General features: G+C 60.9%; 18 protein-coding genes and 1 tRNA gene. 5 read left to right on the top strand and 14 right to left on the bottom strand.

Features of this window, described 5'->3' with window-relative positions:
- The 3 genes from PPL01S_RS25355 to PPL01S_RS24760 form a co-directional block, all read left to right on the top strand.
- Positions 1-1,679: hypothetical protein (locus PPL01S_RS25355; protein WP_042156414.1), on the top strand; the 1,679-nt coding region annotated here is incomplete at its 5' end.
- On the top strand, positions 1,679-2,680 hold the full coding sequence (locus tag PPL01S_RS18510; RefSeq protein WP_042156411.1) for a DUF6708 domain-containing protein: 1,002 nt from the start codon (positions 1,679-1,681) through the stop codon (positions 2,678-2,680). The genes PPL01S_RS25355 and PPL01S_RS18510, both read left to right, overlap by 1 nt.
- Before the next feature lie 45 nt (positions 2,681-2,725).
- On the top strand, positions 2,726-3,031 hold the full coding sequence (locus PPL01S_RS24760; protein ID WP_308300929.1) for a PAAR domain-containing protein: 306 nt from the start codon (positions 2,726-2,728) through the stop codon (positions 3,029-3,031).
- A gap of 101 nt (positions 3,032-3,132) precedes the next feature.
- On the opposite strand, the gene PPL01S_RS18505 is transcribed toward PPL01S_RS24760, so the two are convergent.
- Complete coding sequence (locus tag PPL01S_RS18505; RefSeq protein ID WP_016391061.1) at positions 3,133-4,140, bottom strand: SRPBCC family protein; 1,008 nt, start codon at positions 4,138-4,140, stop codon at positions 3,133-3,135.
- A 202-nt stretch (positions 4,141-4,342) separates the two neighbouring features.
- Between PPL01S_RS18505 and PPL01S_RS18500 the strand changes: the two genes are divergently transcribed.
- Entirely contained in the window at positions 4,343-5,344 is a 1,002-nt protein-coding gene (locus PPL01S_RS18500; RefSeq protein WP_016391062.1) for a GlxA family transcriptional regulator, read from the top strand.
- A 77-nt stretch (positions 5,345-5,421) separates the two neighbouring features.
- Here PPL01S_RS18500 and PPL01S_RS18495 read toward each other — a convergent pair whose 3' ends face one another.
- From PPL01S_RS18495 to PPL01S_RS18460, 8 genes are all read right to left on the bottom strand, one after another.
- Entirely contained in the window at positions 5,422-6,513 is a 1,092-nt protein-coding gene (locus PPL01S_RS18495; RefSeq protein WP_248694086.1) for a hypothetical protein, read from the bottom strand.
- Positions 6,514-6,921: 408 nt separating this feature from the next.
- A tRNA-Gly gene (locus PPL01S_RS18490) sits at positions 6,922-6,997 on the bottom strand.
- A gap of 63 nt (positions 6,998-7,060) precedes the next feature.
- The gene (pgsA, locus tag PPL01S_RS18485; RefSeq protein ID WP_028626065.1) at positions 7,061-7,621 is read right to left on the bottom strand and encodes a CDP-diacylglycerol--glycerol-3-phosphate 3-phosphatidyltransferase; all 561 of its coding nucleotides are present in this window, start codon (positions 7,619-7,621) and stop codon (positions 7,061-7,063) included.
- A gap of 33 nt (positions 7,622-7,654) precedes the next feature.
- Positions 7,655-9,478 (bottom strand): excinuclease ABC subunit UvrC, encoded by a 1,824-nt coding sequence (gene uvrC / locus PPL01S_RS18480; protein ID WP_016391367.1) that lies wholly within the window; start codon positions 9,476-9,478, stop codon positions 7,655-7,657.
- A gap of 5 nt (positions 9,479-9,483) precedes the next feature.
- The gene (gene gacA / locus PPL01S_RS18475) at positions 9,484-10,122 is read right to left on the bottom strand and encodes a response regulator transcription factor GacA (protein ID WP_016391368.1); all 639 of its coding nucleotides are present in this window, start codon (positions 10,120-10,122) and stop codon (positions 9,484-9,486) included.
- A 63-nt stretch (positions 10,123-10,185) separates the two neighbouring features.
- Positions 10,186-10,575, bottom strand: coding sequence for a helix-turn-helix domain-containing protein (locus tag PPL01S_RS18470; RefSeq protein ID WP_016391369.1), 390 nt, complete (start codon positions 10,573-10,575; stop codon positions 10,186-10,188).
- Positions 10,576-10,784: 209 nt separating this feature from the next.
- Complete coding sequence (locus tag PPL01S_RS18465; protein ID WP_016391370.1) at positions 10,785-11,216, bottom strand: GNAT family N-acetyltransferase; 432 nt, start codon at positions 11,214-11,216, stop codon at positions 10,785-10,787.
- On the bottom strand, positions 11,206-11,592 hold the full coding sequence (locus tag PPL01S_RS18460) for a DUF488 domain-containing protein (protein ID WP_016391371.1): 387 nt from the start codon (positions 11,590-11,592) through the stop codon (positions 11,206-11,208). Before PPL01S_RS18460 ends, PPL01S_RS18465 begins: the two co-directional genes overlap by 11 nt.
- A 129-nt stretch (positions 11,593-11,721) precedes the next feature.
- Between PPL01S_RS18460 and PPL01S_RS18455 the strand changes: the two genes are divergently transcribed.
- Positions 11,722-13,338, top strand: coding sequence for an inorganic phosphate transporter (locus PPL01S_RS18455; protein ID WP_016391372.1), 1,617 nt, complete (start codon positions 11,722-11,724; stop codon positions 13,336-13,338).
- A gap of 100 nt (positions 13,339-13,438) precedes the next feature.
- On the opposite strand, the gene PPL01S_RS18450 is transcribed toward PPL01S_RS18455, so the two are convergent.
- The 5 genes from PPL01S_RS18450 to PPL01S_RS18430 all read right to left on the bottom strand — a co-directional run bounded on the left by PPL01S_RS18450 (position 13,439) and on the right by PPL01S_RS18430 (position 17,687).
- Positions 13,439-14,134 carry a glutathione S-transferase N-terminal domain-containing protein gene (locus PPL01S_RS18450; RefSeq protein ID WP_028626066.1) on the bottom strand — a complete coding sequence of 232 codons (696 nt, stop codon included), beginning with the start codon at positions 14,132-14,134 and terminating at the stop codon, positions 13,439-13,441.
- A 109-nt stretch (positions 14,135-14,243) separates the two neighbouring features.
- The gene (locus tag PPL01S_RS18445) at positions 14,244-15,017 is read right to left on the bottom strand and encodes an OmpA family protein (protein WP_016391374.1); all 774 of its coding nucleotides are present in this window, start codon (positions 15,015-15,017) and stop codon (positions 14,244-14,246) included.
- A gap of 11 nt (positions 15,018-15,028) precedes the next feature.
- Positions 15,029-15,424, bottom strand: coding sequence for a DUF4398 domain-containing protein (locus PPL01S_RS18440; protein WP_016391375.1), 396 nt, complete (start codon positions 15,422-15,424; stop codon positions 15,029-15,031).
- Positions 15,425-15,702: 278 nt separating this feature from the next.
- Positions 15,703-16,200, bottom strand: a complete 498-nt coding sequence (locus PPL01S_RS18435; RefSeq protein WP_028626067.1) for a PaaI family thioesterase — start codon at positions 16,198-16,200, stop codon at positions 15,703-15,705.
- Between the two features lie 104 nt (positions 16,201-16,304).
- Complete coding sequence (locus PPL01S_RS18430) at positions 16,305-17,687, bottom strand: amino acid permease (protein WP_016391377.1); 1,383 nt, start codon at positions 17,685-17,687, stop codon at positions 16,305-16,307.
- Positions 17,688-17,772: the final 85 nt, after the last annotated feature.

Raw genomic sequence — 17,772 nt, 5'->3', positions numbered from 1 at the left:
CTTTCGCTATCGAGAACATCCGCCAGCTGGTCGAGGATGAAGCCGAGCAAACCTTCTACAAGCACCAGCAAGGCTTCGGGGTGCGCTACACCGACCCCGAGTACCAGACGAGCAACCGCCACGCGGTCGCGCAGTCCCACCGCGGCTACCACACCTTCCGCAATCCGGCGCACCAGCGCCAGGTGCAGGAAGCGGCCGCCAAGGCCAGCCGCGCGCAGAGCTGGGACAAATACGCCCCGTACCTCGACGAAGGCCTGCGTCAGGCCTTTCTCAGGCGCTATCGCGAGCATGTCGACAAGGCCGACGCCGCCAAGCAGGCACGAGCACCGGACCACCTGCGCTGGCTGCAGAGCGAGGCGCTGCTGGTCGCGCTCGAGGTGTTCGATCCCCACGACACCGAGCAGGCCCTGCTGTTCGAAGACCAGATGGGCAAGGCCCTCGTCGGCATGAATGCCACGGCGGCCGGAGAGCAGTGGCTCGAACACTGGCGCCAGGCGGCGGTCTCGCGGGAGAACCTGGTCTGGCGGTCACTGGCGCAAAACCAGCAAGACATCCAGGACGAGGTGGCCAGGCTGTTCAGTGATCAGGGTGCTTTGGCGTTTCTCGATCCCGAGGCCTTGCAAACCCGGCTGAAGAAGTTGGCCGATCTGTACGACAAGAGCCATGCATTGCTGGATTCGCTGGCGGATTCGACGACAGGGCCGCCGTCCAGCTACCTGGTGGGCGGTGCGCTGCTGATCGATACCTTGGGTAACTCGGTGTTCCAGAGCCCGCTGGCAACTTGGGTGGACAAGCCGTTCAACAAGGTCCTCGCCGCCACCGTTCAGGCCAGGCTGGGGCGCTTTGCCCGGCACTTTCGCCTGGAGTTGCGTGACGGCAAGGCACTCCGTCGGGGAGCGCAGGCGCGCCTGGACCGTGCCATTGATCGCGGCTTTGACGAGGCGTTGCGCGGTGGAAAAAGCGGGCCGATGGCGGAACTGCGTATAGGGCGCGCGCTGGTGTTCCTGGAACTGTGGAACCTCTACAACAAGCTGGCGGTGACAGACAAGCACAGCCGGGAGTATGTCGAGGTTGTGGCGGCCGTGGTGGCGCTTACTGCGGCTGGTGTCGAACTGGGGGCGACCGCGGTGAGCATCGCTGGGCGGAGCAGTAATGTGGCTGTTCAGCAGGGAGCCAAGGTGTTCAGTGGTGGTTTGCGGTTGACGGCGGGAACTTTGGCGGGGGCTGCCGCTGCGGTAGGGGCATGGTATGACTTACAAGACTTCAACTTAAACTTAAAGCTCTACAATCATTCGATAGCTGGATTCTATTTGTTACGCGGAGCTACACAACTAGGCGCAACTTCTCTATCCATTTCAGTCGGACTGGGACTTGCCAACCCGTTTTTTGAATACCTTCTAAAGAAATACGGCAATAGGCTAATTCTTGGCCCTTTAATAAAAATAGGCGCGCGAACCTCAACCGCTTTGGCTGCGCGGATGGTGCCTATGCTCCGAATCTTCTTCGGCCTCAATCTGGTCATTTTATCGTTGATTCTGATCGAGATCTTCGTGCTTCCTGATGCCTTGCAGCGGTATCTGGACCATTGCACATTCCGCAAGAACCGTAGCAATGGCATCGCCGAGACAGAAGAGCGGGAAATTGAAATTCTGCAAAATGCCATTAGGAGCACTCTCTGATGTATTTTCTGGAACGTGGTTTTCAATGGTCAAAAACGTTGATCACTTACGAAGAAGCCCGCGAAGAATACGAAAAGGAACAACGCCAACCGGGGCAAACGGAGCTGCATGCTCCGGAAGGCGTGAGTGACTCTGTCTCCGAAAAGGTCTACGACAATGACTCCCTCTATTCCTACTCCGAACAATACATCGACCTTCGCACGCCCAGTGATGAGAAGCGCGGCATCATTACATTCTTCGTTGGCTGCTTCTATGGAATGATTTTTCACACCTTAGTGATGATTTCGAATGTATCCATTTCAAAGTTCATCTCAGGCCGCCGACATGATGGTGAGTTACTGAGCGGATCAGATTATTTCTTTCTGATATTGTTTCCAATCTTGTTGCTAACGCTACTCGCGGTTTTCCTGAAGTACACCTTTCGCTTTTTCCGCCTGGAGTCCCTCACCGCCCGGCGCATCATCGTCCGCTTCAATAGAGTCACCCGCAAGGTCTACCTGCTACGCCCCAAGCACCTGGGCGGCATACTCATCATGGACTGGGACAAGACCGAGATCCTCCTGGACAAGAAGATGAGCGAACTGGAGGGCACCGGCGGCTTCCTCATCCTGGTCTGGGATCGGGGTGATGGCGTGGACTTGCAGGGCACCCCCACCGACAACCTGGAGGTCACCTTCGTCGGCAAGCCGACCCGCAACGCCGGCGAGTTGCTGGCCTTCTGGGAGTACATCCGCCGCTACATGGAAGACGGCCCCGCCGCCGCCCCCGCACCGAACAAGCTGCTCAGCAAATTCCCCTGGCCCTGGCTGTCGTTCAAGGCCGCCTGGGGCCTGGACACCCACTTCCTGCGTCACACCGGCCTGTGGGTCTTCGTCGCCATCAACGTGCTGCTGCTACCGGCGATCCTCATCCACGCCACGGGGCACTGGCTCTCGCTGCTGCTCTGCTACGAGCCCCGCTTCCCGCGCGAGATCGAAGAGGCAGGTCGCCAATATGAATAGTCAAAGATTGTGCAATTCGCAAAGAGATCACGTCCACGGCATTGAATGTCCATGGGAAACGGAATTCACTATCAGAAGGAGTGCAGAATGAGCGGTGCGATTCGACTTGGAGACAGCCATTCAGGTGGCGGGAAGATGATCGAGGCCAGCGGGTTCCCTGTGGACGGAAGACCACAATGCTTAGTGGGCGACCACGGGCAGTGCCCGACCCACAATGGCAACTTTCCGCTGGTATCCGGCGGTAACGGCTCAGCGATCATGAATGGGCGCCCGCTGATATTCGAACCGGCTCAACTCGCTTGTGGATGCAGCGTGCACTCGTCGTGCACAGGACAGTACGACAAGTGGTAGAAGTTCTTACTGCCAGGAATGTACCACTGCCAACCTGCGCACTGGCAGGCAAATGTTGATCATTCGCCCGCAGCGCTCCAAGGCGCTGCAGGCCATCATTTTCACCCCACCGATTTCAACTGCGGCCGCCCTTCCATTCGCTCCAGCATGGTCGAGCAATACCAGTCATCGAACTGGCAAACACCATTCTCGGCATTCTCCGAAAACGGCCCTGGCTCATAACTTGGCGAGGAAACGCCGGCGTGCGTGCCTTCGACCAGGCGGCGATCCTGATCATTGGTGGCCAGCCAGACCTTGGTCAGGCGATCGAGCTCGTAATCGACGCCTTCCACTGCCGATTCAGGCACCAGCCATTTGGTGGTCACCAGCGTTTCCCCTGGCCCGACAGGCAGCACGCGGAAGCTCAGTGCGTAGTCGCCCAGGAAGTGGTTCCAGGTCGAGGGGTAGTTGAAGTACAGCAGCGCGCCGATATCAGGCTCGCCGCTCTTGTCCAGGCGGCCCGCCACGGCGGGCTTGCCATCCATCGTGTAGCTGACCGCGCCGGCGGCGAGTGGAATACGCGTCATGCGAAAGCGCCCCAGCGGGTCCATGTTCATCCGGCTCGGCATGCCTGCCGCCTCACAGCGATCCCAGTGCGCCACCAGCTCCGGATCGTCCTCGCCGCCTACCCCCTGGACCGACAGGTTCTCGACAAAGGAGTTGAGCAACTCCGGGTGGGTGCCCTCGCAGTGGTAGCACTCGCGGTTGTTTTCGAAGACCAGCTTCCAGTTGCCCTTCTCGATCAGGTTCGACTCGAAGGCGACCTTGCAGTTCTCCAGGAAGTGCGGCGCGATGAAGGGTGTGACGGCTGTGCGGAAGGTGGAGAAGTCGGGGGCTTTTTCGGCGACGCAGACGTAGATATAGGTGTGCACCACTTCGACATGCACGGACTTCAGGCCGTAGCTGGATCGATCGAAGTCGGCGCCCATGTTGCCGGCATAGATCAGGTTGCCATCGAGCTCGAACGTCCACTTGTGGTACTGATCAGGCCAATCACGAAATCGCTGTTGTTCATTATTGTCTCCAGGCACGGTCCACACGACTTCCTTCCATGCTACGAAGCCCGGCATGACCTTGCACCGGCACAAAAATTACCTTTCGCATAACTTCTAGTTATTCGAAATAACCGATAACAAGTAGTTATGGATAAAAGCCGAAAAAAGTCATTGGACTCACGCTTTGCCAATGCGCTGAAGTTGATGACAGCGACGCTCATCCGTAACGCACCGCCTTTCAGTTAGCGAATCAAAACTTGGCCTGTCGGGTGCTTCAATGAAAACAATTACAAGCACATTCAATCGCCTGCTCGCAGCGCGCAACTTCGGGACAGTCGATCAAGGACGCGAGCGAAAGACATCCCGGGTCGGTTTCCTGCTGCTCGATAACTTCTCATTGCCGTGCTTCACCCAGGCACTGGATGTGCTGGTCACGGCGAATCTGCTGACGCCGGGTGCAGTACGGATTCACACGTTCAGCCATGACCACGCAGAGGTCATGAGCGACCTGGGCATCCCTGTCAGGCCCGATACGCCTCTGACCGATATCCGGCTTTGCGATCTGGACCTCATGGTCATTTGCGGCGGCTTGCGTGCAGCGCGGACGCTACCGAACTGGCTGTCGGCGTTGCTGGGAAGGATCGCCAAACTGCCGATCACCCTCGGCGGGCTCTGGAACGGTGCCTGGTACCTGGGCGTTGCGGGGTTGCTGGATGGCTATCGCTGCGCGATTCACGCCGAACAGCGCACGGCGCTGGCCGAGCGCGCCCCGCATGCCAATGTCTGCCATGAGGCACTGGCGCTCGATGGCAACCGGATGACATCCGCCACGCCCCATGGCGCCTTCGAGATGATGGTTCGCTGGCTCGGCATCGGCTCGAGCCCGCAGCTTGCGCAGGCCGTTCTGGACACGCTGGATTACGATCAGAACAAGTTTCGCAGGCCGCAACAGCCCAGGGTGTGCAAGGCGTTGCGGGAAGTCATCGCCTTGATGGAGTCGAATGTCGAGGAGCCGCTGAGCCCGAAACAGCTCTCACAGGTTGTCGGCCTGTCGATTCGGCAAGTCCAGCGGCTGTTCAGGGATCAATTGCAGATGACGCCACAGAAGTACTACTTCCAACTGAGGCTCACCGAGGCACGTCGGCTGATACAAAATTCCAATGCGTCGGTCCTCGATGTCTCGATCGCTTGTGGCTTTGTTTCCTGCACGCACTTCAGCAGGTCTTATAACGCCTTTTTCGGGCACCCGCCCTCGAAGGAGGCCCGGTATGAAACTTGACCAGGCAGACGTCATGATCGTCGGAGAATGCTCACAGTGACGAAAAGGGCCTGAAGCCAGTGCTCGCCCCCCCTGCGCTACTTCGCCCCAAAGGCTACGACGCTATATGCAAATTCATGCTCCTGGCGCTCAATGTTCGTTTCAGGGGCTTTGACCTTGAACCTATCATCGTCATGAACAATCAGCACGTGGCTGTCATCAAGCACCTCCACCCCCTCCGGTTTGTTGGTGAAGGCAAGCGCGGCCCCGTCTTTCAACCTTACCGGTTGGGGCTTACCGGGCTTACCTTGCTCAAGGGGCAAGATCCACAGGAATCCGCCAATCCTGTCACCACGCTCGTAACTCGTGACCGCATAAAAACGATCCTGGTTGATGCGATCAAACTCGATACCGGAAAGGCCCAGCTCGGGATATGCCCCTGTATTCATACCCAATGCTTCGCTCAACTGGTCAGGCGTCAGGTTCCAGACAGTCTCGAATCGATCACCCAGCACAACGCCTTGCTCATCGATTGAACACGGGATTGATAACAGCAAGAACGAAAAATCTGCCGATTTGCTGTTCATCCCCAGCTTGCGAATACCCACCAACAAGCGCTCGCCAGGCGCGGTCGTGAGTGCTTCGATCTGGTAGTAGCGCGAACCTACTGCATCGCTGATGAGTTCTCGCAAACCTCTCGAACTGGTGACCTGGCCACGCGTTGATGGAGCGATGACCTGGGCGCTCTCTGGCTGACCGACTGGCCAATAGAGCAGAGTGTTGAGCGCATCAGCTGCCGGATTATCCGCCGTCCCCTCCTTGTTGAACGCAGTCATGGCGATGACGTATTTCCCGTCCAATGTGGTGGTCAGCCCTTCATACTTTTCTGCGTTACGCAGCACGCCGCCTTTCAAATGGGCCGGGGCACCGACGATGCGTTGCTTGTCGAGAGCCATCGTGAAAATCGCAGAGTCCCCAGACGTGGGCATCTGCTTGTCATTGGCGAGCACCAACGTTTCACCGACTCGCGCCACGCCAGAAACTTCGCAGTTGACGCCTTTACCTGATTCGAAACAGGGGGCGAAATAACTGTGCACGGCATCTGCAGGTGCATTGATCGGGGCAGCGCAAAGGCCAGGAAGGTACAACATCAACCCTGCAAGTGCGAGCGAGCTTCTCAGCATGTACATAGGTTCCACTCCATGGATTCGACATTTCGCCGGAAGTAACAACGTACATACAATCTGACCGCCGTGAAACTGACAATTCTGATAGGAAGAGGTTCTGGCACAACCCATGGAACAAGGATATCCATGATGACCAAGATAAAAAGGTGCGCCGATTCAAGACAGCGGATGCTGCATGAAAATTAGCGTAGAAGTCAGTGGGCCCGGCAGAGATAGGTACATACGCTCTACCAAGTGCCAACAGGAGCCTGTTTGAGGCTGACGGCCGGATAGGCGCCTGGCGAAATGCGGACCTACTTGAGTTTCGTGGCCCATGGTGGGTTCAGGCAGATTTCGCTGGAACGAAAAAAGGGCCCGAAGGCCCTTTTTCCACGACTTGCAGGTTTTGAATAAAACCTGCAGATCTATATTTGGAGCGGGAAACGAGACTCGAACTCGCGACCCCGACCTTGGCAAGGTCGTGCTCTACCAACTGAGCTATTCCCGCGTCGTGATGGGCGCCATTTTACCGATATCTAAAAAGGCGTCAACCCCTTGATTCAAAAAACTTTTATTTCTGTTCCGAGCCTTCGCGCAGGTGCGGCCAGGCGGCTACCAGATAATGCACCATCGACCACAGCGTCAGCGCCGCCGCCACCAGCAACAGGCCGTAGCCCAGCACCACCCAGAAGCTCACCACCGGCGGGTTGGCCAGCAGAATCACCAACGCCAGCATCTGCGCCGCAGTCTTCCACTTGCCCAGGTTGGACACTGCCACATGCGCCCGCGCACCGAGCTCGGCCATCCACTCGCGCAGCGCCGAGACCACGATCTCGCGACCGATGATCACCGCCGCCGGCAGCGTCAGCCAGAAGTTGGCGTGCACCTGCACCAGCAGCACCAGGGCCACCGCCACCATGAGCTTGTCCGCCACCGGGTCGAGGAAGGCGCCGAAAGGCGTGCTCTGCTGCAGGCGACGCGCCAGGTAGCCGTCCAGCCAGTCGGTGGCGGCGGCGATGGCGAACACCGTGCTGGCGGCCATGTAGCTCCAGTGATAGGGCACATAGAACAGCAGGATGAAGATCGGGATGAGCAGAACGCGTAGAACGGTGAGCAGGTTTGGAATATTCATCGGTACGACTGGCTGCGGGTTGAGCCCGGCATTCTACTCGCTATGCAGGCTGGCATAAATCGACTCGGCAAGCTTTTTACTGATGCCGGGAGCTTTGGCGATCTCGTCGATACTGGCGCGGTTGAGCTCCTGCAGGCCGCCGAAATGTTTGAGCAGGTCACGGCGGCGCTTGGGCCCTACCCCAGCGACGTCCTCCAGGCTCGATACGCGCCGGGCCTTGCCGCGCCGGGCACGGTGGCCGGTGATGGCGAAGCGGTGGGCTTCGTCGCGGATCTGCTGGATCAGGTGCAGCGCCGGGTTGTCGCCCTTGAGGGTGAACTGGTGGGCCACGTCATTGAGATAAAGCGTTTCGAAACCAGCCTTGCGGGTCACGCCCTTGGCAACGCCGAGCAAGGTCAGGTCGGTGAAGGCCAGCTCCTGCATCACTTCGCGGGCCATGTTCAGCTGGCCTTTGCCGCCGTCCACCAGCAGCACATCGGGCAACTTGCCCTCGCCGTCCCTGATGCGCCCGTAGCGGCGGGTCAGGGCCTGGTGCATGGCGGCATAGTCGTCGCCTGCGGTGACGCCTTCGATATTGAAGCGGCGATAGTCGGACTTGATCGGGCCTTCCGGGCCGAACACCACGCAGCTGGCCACCGTGGCTTCACCGCTGGAGTGGCTGATGTCATAGCACTCCAGGCGCTGCGGTACTTCATCCAGGCCAAGCACCTGGGCCAGGGCTTCGAAGCGCGCGGCCATGTGCTGACGGTTGGCCAGGCGGGCATTGAGCGCTTGTTCGGCGTTGGTCACCGCCAGCTGCTGCCAGCGGGCGCGGGTGCCGCGCACCCGGTGGCTGATGGTCAGCTCGCGCCCGCGCAAGGTCTGCAGGGCTTCGGTGATGGCGGCGAAGTCCTCGTGCACCACGTTGACGATCAGCTCGCCGGGCAGTTCGCGCTCGGCGTTGCCCAGGTAGTACTGGGACAGGAACGCGGCCATGACCTCGGCCACTTCCTCCTCGATACCCACCTGCGGAAAGAAGTTCTTGCTGCCCAGCACTCGCCCGCCGCGCACGCTGATGAGGTGCACGCAGGCACCGCCGGGGTTGACGAAGGCGGCGACGACATCGACATCGCCGGAGCCACCTTCCATGTACTGCTGGTCCTGGACCCGGCGCAGCAGCGCGATCTGGTCACGCAGCTCGGCGGCTTTCTCGAAATTCAGGGCCATCGCGGCCTTTTCCATTTCGGCATTCAGTTCGTTGCCAAGCTGCTGGCTGCGCCCTTCGAGGAACATCACCGAGTGACGCACGTCCTCGGCGTATGCCTCTGGCTCGACCAGGCCGACACAAGGCCCCTTGCAGCGCTTGATCTGGTACTGCAAGCACGGCCGGGTACGGTTGGCGTAGTAGCTGTCTTCGCACTGGCGTACCGAGAAGGCTTTCTGCAGCAGGCTCAGGCTTTCGCGGATGGCACCGGCGCTAGGGTACGGCCCGAAGTAGCGCCCCTTGGCTTTCTTGGCGCCACGGTGAATACCCAAGCGTGGGAATTGGCCGTCAGAAAGGAAGACATAGGGGTAGGATTTGTCGTCGCGCAACAAGATGTTGTACGGCGGCCGCCATTCCTTGATCAGGGTCTGCTCGAGCAGCAGTGCCTCGGTCTCGTTGCCGGTGATGGTGGTCTCGACCTGCGCGATACGCCCCACCAACGCAGCGGTTTTCGGCGCCAGCCCGGTCTTGCGGAAATAGCTGGCCAGGCGCTTCTTGAGGTTCTTGGCCTTGCCCACGTAGAGCAGCCGGGCCTCGGCGTCGAACATCCGGTAAACGCCCGGGCGACCACTGCAGGTCGCCAGGAATGCGCTGGCATCAAAGACTTGGGACATGAGGATTACAGGCTTGCGTCAACCATACCGTGGCGAACGGCCAGCAAGGTCAGTTCGACGTCGCTGGTGACCGAGAGTTTTTCGAAGATCCGATAACGGTAAGTATTGACGGTCTTGGGCGACAGGCACAACTTGTCGGAGATGATCTGCACTTTCTGGCAGCCGACGATCATCAGGGCGATCTGGATCTCCCGCTCCGACAGTGCATCGAACGGCGAGCCTTGCGGCTGGAACGACTTGAGTGCCATCTGCTGGGCAATCTGCGGGCTGATGTAGCGCTGGCCGGCGAACGCCAGGCGTATGGCCTGTACCATCTCGTCGAGCCCCGCGCCTTTGGTCAGGTAGCCTGCCGCACCCGCCTGCATCAAGCGCGTGGGGAACGGGTCTTCTTCGCACACGGTGACGGCAACCACCTTGATGTCCGGGTGGCTGCGCAACAGCTTGCGGGTCGCTTCCAAACCGCCGATCCCAGGCATCTTCACGTCCATCAGCACGACGTCCGGCTTAAGCTCTCGGGCCTGCTTGAGCGCCGACTCACCCGAATCCGCCTCACCCACCACCTGCAGGCCGTCGATATCGGCGAGCATGCGTGTAATACCGGTTCGTACCAGATCGTGATCGTCGACCACTAGGACCCTTATCAAGCAGACACCTCGTCAACAGGGCGATTGGATCCCGCCACCTTAACAAAATTTTTCATGGCGGACCTAGCGTAAAACTTCTGTCATACCTGCCTGGCGCTCATGATGCCGAGGCCACCCTGGCTGTTCATTCCTGCCCTCGCCCACCAGGCGTCCGAGCAAATGCCAGATGGCCGCCTGGTCAGCGGCCGGCAGTCGTCGGAAGGTACCCAGCAAATGGCTTTCATCGGTCGTCAGGCTATCCAGTGGCGCGGGGGTTCGCACACCGCTGAGCACATAGAGCGCATCCACGCCCCTGGCTGCCAGGGCCGCCAGATAATCGATCCTCGGCGTGCGCTCGCCGCTCTCGTACTTGCCCTGGGCATTGGGCTCGACACCGCCGATTTCACCAAACACACGCTGGGTCATGCCCAGCCGCTCACGCTCTTGCCTCAGGCGCGGACCGAGTCCGTTCATATGACGCTTCTCCTTTTTCCCTTTACGGGCCTGCCCACCTTCCTGTGCGCAGGACTGCGCGGTCACTATGCCGTTCGTCGGCATCCGTCGCAAGGCGGAATCAGGCAGCTTGCGGTGGATGTTGGGGCCTCGGCGCCGGCAAGCCGGCTCCCACACGGGCGTTCGAATTCCTGTAGGAGCCGGCTTGCCGGCGATGAGGCCAGAACAGGTCAGCCGATTACCCGCTGCATCCGCACGAAACAGTCATCCTCGCCCATCTCGACAAACCTGTGGCGCAGGTACAGCTCCCGCGCAGGGTTGCTCTTGAACACCATCAGCCTCAGCAACGGCAAGCGCCGTTGTGCTGCCCAGCCGGCCAGTCGTTCCAGCACCCAACTGCCAATACCGCGCCCACGCTGCTCCGGCAACAGGTGCAACTCACGGATGAACAGCGCTTGCCGATCCTGGCTGAGGCTGCAGAAGCCGAGCACGTTTTCCCCGTCAACGATCAACCATTGCTCACGCCAGCCCCACGCCTGATCGAAGGCCTCTTCGATCCACAGCAGGTCGAACTCACGGTAATAGGGCAACATCGCCCGCCGCGTGAGGTCGCGGGCGAAGGTGCAGTGCTGGTCGCTGGCGGGCTTGAGTTCAAGGGGCATAGCACACCGGCGAACTGTTCGGGCCGCGCCGCTCGATTTCCTCTTCGAGCCACTCGGCCAGTACCCGGGCATTGTTGTGCTCGGTATCCTTGCCTGCATACAGCAGTGTCAGGTCGCCCTTGGCCACCAGGTCCAGCATTGGGTACCAGTGCTCCGGATAGGCCGCCAGTTCCTGCCGATAACGTCGGGCAAATGCGGCGAAATCCATCGCCCCCTGGTGAAACGACTTGCGCAATTCGGTCGACGGCGCCACCTCGCGCAACCACTCGCCATGCAACTGGTCCTTGCGCACATTGCGTGGCCACAGTCGGTCGACCAGCACACGCTGGCCATCGCCTTCCTCGACCGCATCATAGACGCGCTTGCAGCGAATCATGGGGTTCTCCTGCCTCTACCACTCGTCTTGAGCCTAGGTAATTCATTGACCGAGGTCACGGCGGGGTAACGATTTGTTTCTATGCTGACAGCCTTCGGCACGTTCTGCCTAACGCCATTCGGAGCCCCCATGGCAACCCCGTCACTGGCCAGCAAGCCGCAACTGGCCCACTGCGATTCCCGCCCGCAGCTTTCGCACAAACCTGGGCGCGCGACGCTGTTCCTGTTCTTCGGCCTGCTCATGGCCGGCATCGCCTATACCGCCTGGAGCCTCAAGCAGGACGTCACGGCAAGCGGTACCGTGATCACCACGGTCACCCCGTTCCTGCTGCTGGGTCTGGCGCTGCTGATCGCTCTGGGCTTCGAGTTCGTCAATGGCTTCCACGACACCGCCAACGCCGTGGCCACGGTGATTTACACCCACTCGCTACCGGCACCAGTGGCGGTGGTCTGGTCAGGCCTGTGCAACTTCCTTGGCGTGCTGCTTTCCAGCGGTGCGGTGGCGTTCGGGATCATTGCCCTGCTGCCGGTGGAGCTGATATTGCAGGTCGGCTCCACGGCTGGGTTCTCGATGGTCTTCGCCTTGCTGCTGGCCGCGATCATCTGGAACCTCGGCACCTGGTGGCTGGGCTTGCCGGCGTCTTCCTCGCACACCCTGATCGGTTCGATCATCGGCGTCGGCGTGGCCAACGCCCTGATGCACGGGCGCGACGGCACCAGCGGGGTCGACTGGAGCCAGGCCAGCAAGGTCGGCTACGCATTGCTGTTCTCGCCGCTGGTCGGCTTCGCCTGCGCGGCGTTGCTGCTGCTCGCCCTGCGCATGCTGGTCAAGCGCAAGGAGTTGTACCAGGCGCCGGAAGGCCGCACGCCACCCCCTTGGTGGATACGCGGCATACTGATCCTCACCTGTACCGGCGTTTCCTTTGCCCATGGCTCCAACGACGGGCAAAAAGGCATGGGCCTGATCATGTTGATCCTGGTCGGCACCTTGCCGATGGCCTATGCGTTGAACAAGACCATGCCCAACGAGCAAGCGCTGCAGTTTTCGGCCGTGGCCGAGGTGACCCGCCAGGCGCTGGTGCGCACCGACCCACGCCCGTTGCCAGGTGACCCGCGCCTGGTGCTGACCGCGTTCATCTCCCAACCCAAGGCCGACCCTCAACTGGTGCCGGCCCTCGCCGCCCTGACGGGCTCGATCGGCGAAGAAGTGAAAGGCTACGGCTCGCTCAAGCGTGTGCCGGCCGAAGCGATGGCCAACGTGCGCAACGACATGTACCTGACCAGCGAAGCGATCCGTTTGATGGAAAAGCACCAGTTGGTAGCCCTGGATGCCGACACCCGCAACCATGTGATGGTGTTCAAGGCCCAACTGGACGACGCCACCCGTTACATCCCGCTGTGGGTCAAGGTGGCCGTGGCCATCGCGCTGGGCCTGGGGACCATGGTCGGCTGGCGGCGCATCGTGGTCACGGTTGGCGAGAAGATCGGCAAGACCCACCTGAGCTATGCCCAGGGCGCCTCGGCTGAAGTGGTGGCGATGTGCACCATCGGGGCTGCAGACATGTTCGGCTTGCCAGTGTCGACCACCCATGTGCTCAGCTCCGGGGTCGCCGGGACCATGGTTGCCAATGGCTCGGGGATCCAGAAGCGGACGCTGATCAACCTGCTGATGGCCTGGGTGCTGACCTTGCCGGCGGCGATGCTGCTGGCGGGCAGCCTGTATTGGCTCCTCAACCAGATTTTCTGAGCAGAACAGGTCTGGCGCTATCGCCGGCAAGCCGGCTCCCACAGGATTTTGCGGCGCTGCAATGACTGTGGGGGCGGGCTTGCCGGCGATGAAGCCACCCTCAACCCGGGATTTTCAACCCACGCTGCACCGCAGGCCGCTCAAGGAACCTGGCCAGCACCCGCTGCACTTCCTTGTATTCATCGAACCCCACCAGCTCCCGCGCGTTGTAGCGTTCCACCAGGTTACGCACCCAGGGGAAGATGGCGATATCAGCAATACTGTATTGCTCGACCATCCACTCCCTGCCCTTCAAGTGCCGATCCAGCACACCCAGCAGGCGCTTCGACTCGTTGACGTAGCGATCACGCGGGCGCTTGTCTTCATACTCCTTGCCGGCAAAGAAATGGAAGAAGCCAACCTGGCCGAACATCGGTCCGATGCCGCCCATCTGGAACATCAGCCACTGGAGGGTCTGGTAGCGGGTGGCCGGATCCTGGCTCAGCAGTTGCCCGCTCTTTTCCGCCAGGTACTGCAGGATCGCCCCCGACTCGAACAGCGGCAGCGGTTGGCCGCCCGGCCCGTTGGGGTCGAGAATCGCCGGGATCTTGTTGTTGGCGCTGAGGGAGATGAATTCCGGGCTCATCTGGTCGTCGCTTTCGAAGCTGACCTTGTGCGGCTCATAGGCCAGGCCGATCTCTTCCAGCATGATCGACACCTTCACGCCATTGGGCGTGGGCAACGAATACAGCTGCAGGCGCTCGGGGTGCTGTGCTGGCCACTTGCGGGTGATGGGGAATGCGCTCAGATCGGTCATGCTCGGTCCCTGAAAGAGTGGAAGTCACCACTCTAGGGACAACGTTGCGGTTTGACCATCTCGAAGAAGGCGACCGAAGGCGCGGCTGGGCGCCGCGCCCTGGACAGGATCAGAAGCGTGGCGTCACCGCCTCGGCACCTTGCGAAATGATCACCTCGACCCGGCGGTTGAGCTGGCGCGATTGCGCATCGTCATTGCTCGTCACCGGGTACTCCTTGCCATAACCCGCGCTGGCGATGCGCTCGGCGGCGACACCCTGGCGACGCAGGGCGTTGGCCACCGAGGCGGCGCGGCGCTCGGACAGCTGCTGGTTGAAGGCATCGCTGCCGGTCGAGTCGGTGAAACCTTCCACCAGCACCCTGCGCTCCGGGTTGGCCTGCAGGTAGCCAGCCAGTTGCTGGATATTCCGATGGTTCGCACTGCGCAACTCGGCACGCCCGGTGTCGAACAGGACGTCACCGAAGGTCACCACCATGCCACGCTCGGTCTGCTTTGCCTTGAGCGACTGCAGTGCCTTGAGTTGGGCCGTACGCACGTCCAGACGGGCCTGGGTACGCTGTGCTTCGATGCCCTGCAGGCCCTTTTCCGCCTGGCGCAGCACGATGGTCTGTTCGGCGGTTTCGATCTTGCGCTGGGCCAGGTAGGCCAACTGCTCGACCTCTGCCGACTTGCGATTCTTCAGCGAGGCAGCTTCGGCCTTGCCCAGGGCAACGTAGGCCTCCTGGGTTTCCAGGGCGGCGATGCGGGCGGATTCCGGCTTGCTTTGCAGCAGCGAGTACGATTCACGTGCTTCCAGCAGCTTGGCGTTTTCCGGCGTGGTGCTGCAGCCGGCCAAGAGCAGGCCGAGCACTGTAACGGTGGGCAGCAAATAGAATTTCGACATGTTCGGTGCCTTTATTGAGCAGGGTTGGCAGGGTTGCTGTCAGGTGCCTCGAGCATTTCCTGCCTGAGCACTTCGATGCCCTTGCGGGCGATTTCCAGCTGTTCCTGGTTCTTCAGTGCCAGCGCCTTGCGCTCGGCCAGGCGGGCATCGGCCTCGGCCAGCTCGGCCAGTCTGCGAGCCTGCTTCAGGTCCTGGAGGCCAAGCGCACGGTCCATGGCGCTGAGCTTGTCCTGGGCAGCGCGCATCTCGAGCGGGGCGTAATGGGTGGCATCGGCAGACACGGCGCGGTTGACCGCGCTGCGGGTCAGCTCGATCTGCTCGCTGGGCATGACGGCGCGGGCACAACCGCCGAGCAGCAACAGCACACCTGCGGTGGTCAGGGCTTTGGTAGTGAATCTGGCACGCATGAAGGATCTCCTTGTATGCGCCTGCGACAGGCCGGGCACACAGCTACCGCCGTGGCCGGAGTGTCATTGCAGAGGGGTGGGTTGACCCAGGACGTTCGCGAGAGCCCGGCCGCGTCAGCGAGCCGGGAGAGGGACAGATTTGCGGGTAGCAGTGAACATCCTGGGTTTCTGGTAGTGAAAACGCCGCCAGACTAGTACGAGAACGGAGTCGCCCCTATAGGACTTTGCCCTGGGATACGCAGGATTTTTCGACAAAATTGAAGAGCCAGGGACAGCGCTCAACCCTGGCCATGGGCCTTGAGCATGAGCTTTTCGGTATCCACCCGGACGAATACCGAGTCGGCACTGACGGTGAGCACATCGCCGGCCCAGACCTCGCACAGCACCCGGGTCTTGCGCCCCACTTCGCCCTCCACACGGGCCTTGAGCAACAGCTCGACGCCCATCGGCGTGGGCTTGAGGTAGTTCAGGCCCAGGCTGCCGGTCACGCAGTCGATGCGCGGCAAGCTGCCGGGCTCACGGCCCTCGGCACGGTAGTGATAGGCCATGGCGGTCCAGTTGGAGTGGCAATCGACCAGCATCGCCAGCAGGCCACCATAGACCAGACCGGGCCAGCCGATGAAGGTGCTGTCGGGGTTGTGCCTGCACAACAGGTGGATACCGTCGCTGTCCCAGTGGCTTTGCAGGTGCAGGCCGCTGGGATGGGAACAGCCGCAGCCATAGCAGGTGCCTTCGGGGGCGGCCAGGGCCTGGAGGGAGAGAGTGTGCTCGTTCATGCGCGTCCTGTGCTTTGGAATGGGAAGAGGTGCCAACTGCGATGGTAGCGCCGTGTCGGGTAGGCGCCAATCAGGATGCTGGGGGTGCAAAGCACCCCCAGCTATCACGCGGCCTGCACCAGCACCTTGTCGCGCCGCTGAGTCAGCGAAACCAGCAGAATGCACAGCGTTACCCCAGCCGTCATCAGGGTTTCGTAACGGTAGGCGTCGCTGAACAGCATGTACCCCAACACCATCACGATGGTGCCGATCACCAGCCAGGTCAACCACGGGAACAGCCACATCTTCAGCTCCAGCGGCCGCCCTTCGCGCTCGGCTCGGGCACGCATGCGCAGCTGCGACACCGCGATCACCAGGTACACCAGCAAGGCGATGGCGCCAGTGGTGGACAACAGGAAGCCGAACACCTTGCCGGGGAACACATAATTGACGACGCAGCCGGCGAAGCCTGCCAGGGTGGAGAAAATGACCGCCACGGTCGGAACTCCCGAGCCGGAAATACGCTTGGTCATGCTCAGCGCCTGGCCGCGCGCACCGAGGGAATACAGCATCCTCGAGGCCGTGTAGAGGCCAGAGTTCATGCAGCTGGTCACGGCCACCAGCACCACCAGGTCGACCAACAGCTTGGCGCCCGGCACGTTGAGCACTTCCAGCACCCGCTGGAACGAGCCTACCGCTTTCAGGCCCGGGTCATTCCAGGCCACCAGCGACACCACCAGGAAGATCGACGCCAGGTAGAAGATCGCGATGCGGTACACCACCAGGTTGGTGGCGCGGCGAATCTTGTCTTTCGGGTTGGCGGTTTCATCGGCCGCGATGGTGACGATCTCGGCGCCGAAGAACGAGAAAATGGTTATCAGCACACCGCCGAGCACGGTGCCGAAGCCGTTGGGCATGAACCCGCCGTTGTCCCACAGCCGGCTCACGCCGGACACCTCGGCCAATGGCCAGACGCCGAACACGGCCAGGCTGCAGACCACGATGAAGGCGATGATGGCGACCACCTTGACCAGAGCGAACCAGTACTCGAATGCACCGAAGTTCTTCACGCTGACCAGGTTGGTGCCCGACAGCACGAACATGATCAGGAAGGCGAACAGCCAGGACGGCACCCCTGGGAAGTAGGCATGCAGGATATCGGCGCCAGCGATGGCCTCGACCGGAATGATCAGTACCCAGAACCACCAGTACAGCCAGCCAATGGTAAAGCCTGCCCAAGGGCCGATGGCTTCGCTGGCATAGGTGGAGAACGAGCCGCTGTTTGGATTGGCGATGGCCATTTCGCCAAGCATGCGCATCACCAGCAGCACCAGCAGGCCGGTCATGGCGTAGGAAATGAGAATGGCCGGGCCGGCGGTCGCGATGGCATTGGAGGAGCCGATGAACAGGCCGGCACCGATGATGCCGGCAATGGAAATCATGGACACCTGACGCGACGTCAGGCCGTGCTGCAAGGAACGCTGTTTGTTGTTGTCTAGCGAAGCCATGGAGAACCCTCGAATGGGTCGGCCGCCACCAGGACGGCTGAAAAAGTTGGAGCAGAATTCTTGTAGGTGTATTGCTCTTTTTTCT

Source organism: Pseudomonas plecoglossicida NBRC 103162 = DSM 15088, from assembly GCF_000730665.1.
Taxonomy (GTDB): Bacteria; Pseudomonadota; Gammaproteobacteria; order Pseudomonadales; family Pseudomonadaceae; genus Aquipseudomonas; species Aquipseudomonas plecoglossicida.
This window is presented reverse-complemented; position numbering and strand designations above follow the sequence as displayed.

Coding starts and splice junctions, on each gene's coding strand:
- PPL01S_RS18470 (WP_016391369.1), bottom strand. CDS start 10,575: ATGAACGGACTCGGTCCGCGCCTGAGGCAAGAGCGTGAGCGGCTGGGC.
- PPL01S_RS18510 (WP_042156411.1), top strand. CDS start 1,679: ATGTATTTTCTGGAACGTGGTTTTCAATGGTCAAAAACGTTGATCACT.
- uvrC (WP_016391367.1), bottom strand. CDS start 9,478: ATGTCCCAAGTCTTTGATGCCAGCGCATTCCTGGCGACCTGCAGTGGT.
- PPL01S_RS18445 (WP_016391374.1), bottom strand. CDS start 15,017: ATGTCGAAATTCTATTTGCTGCCCACCGTTACAGTGCTCGGCCTGCTC.
- PPL01S_RS18495 (WP_248694086.1), bottom strand. CDS start 6,513: ATGTACATGCTGAGAAGCTCGCTCGCACTTGCAGGGTTGATGTTGTAC.
- PPL01S_RS18505 (WP_016391061.1), bottom strand. CDS start 4,140: ATGCCGGGCTTCGTAGCATGGAAGGAAGTCGTGTGGACCGTGCCTGGA.
- pgsA (WP_028626065.1), bottom strand. CDS start 7,621: ATGAATATTCCAAACCTGCTCACCGTTCTACGCGTTCTGCTCATCCCG.
- PPL01S_RS18430 (WP_016391377.1), bottom strand. CDS start 17,687: ATGGCTTCGCTAGACAACAACAAACAGCGTTCCTTGCAGCACGGCCTG.
- PPL01S_RS18500 (WP_016391062.1), top strand. CDS start 4,343: ATGAAAACAATTACAAGCACATTCAATCGCCTGCTCGCAGCGCGCAAC.
- PPL01S_RS18455 (WP_016391372.1), top strand. CDS start 11,722: ATGGCAACCCCGTCACTGGCCAGCAAGCCGCAACTGGCCCACTGCGAT.
- PPL01S_RS24760 (WP_308300929.1), top strand. CDS start 2,726: ATGTCCATGGGAAACGGAATTCACTATCAGAAGGAGTGCAGAATGAGC.
- PPL01S_RS18450 (WP_028626066.1), bottom strand. CDS start 14,134: ATGACCGATCTGAGCGCATTCCCCATCACCCGCAAGTGGCCAGCACAG.
- PPL01S_RS18465 (WP_016391370.1), bottom strand. CDS start 11,216: ATGCCCCTTGAACTCAAGCCCGCCAGCGACCAGCACTGCACCTTCGCC.
- PPL01S_RS18440 (WP_016391375.1), bottom strand. CDS start 15,424: ATGCGTGCCAGATTCACTACCAAAGCCCTGACCACCGCAGGTGTGCTG.
- PPL01S_RS18460 (WP_016391371.1), bottom strand. CDS start 11,592: ATGATTCGCTGCAAGCGCGTCTATGATGCGGTCGAGGAAGGCGATGGC.
- PPL01S_RS18435 (WP_028626067.1), bottom strand. CDS start 16,200: ATGAACGAGCACACTCTCTCCCTCCAGGCCCTGGCCGCCCCCGAAGGC.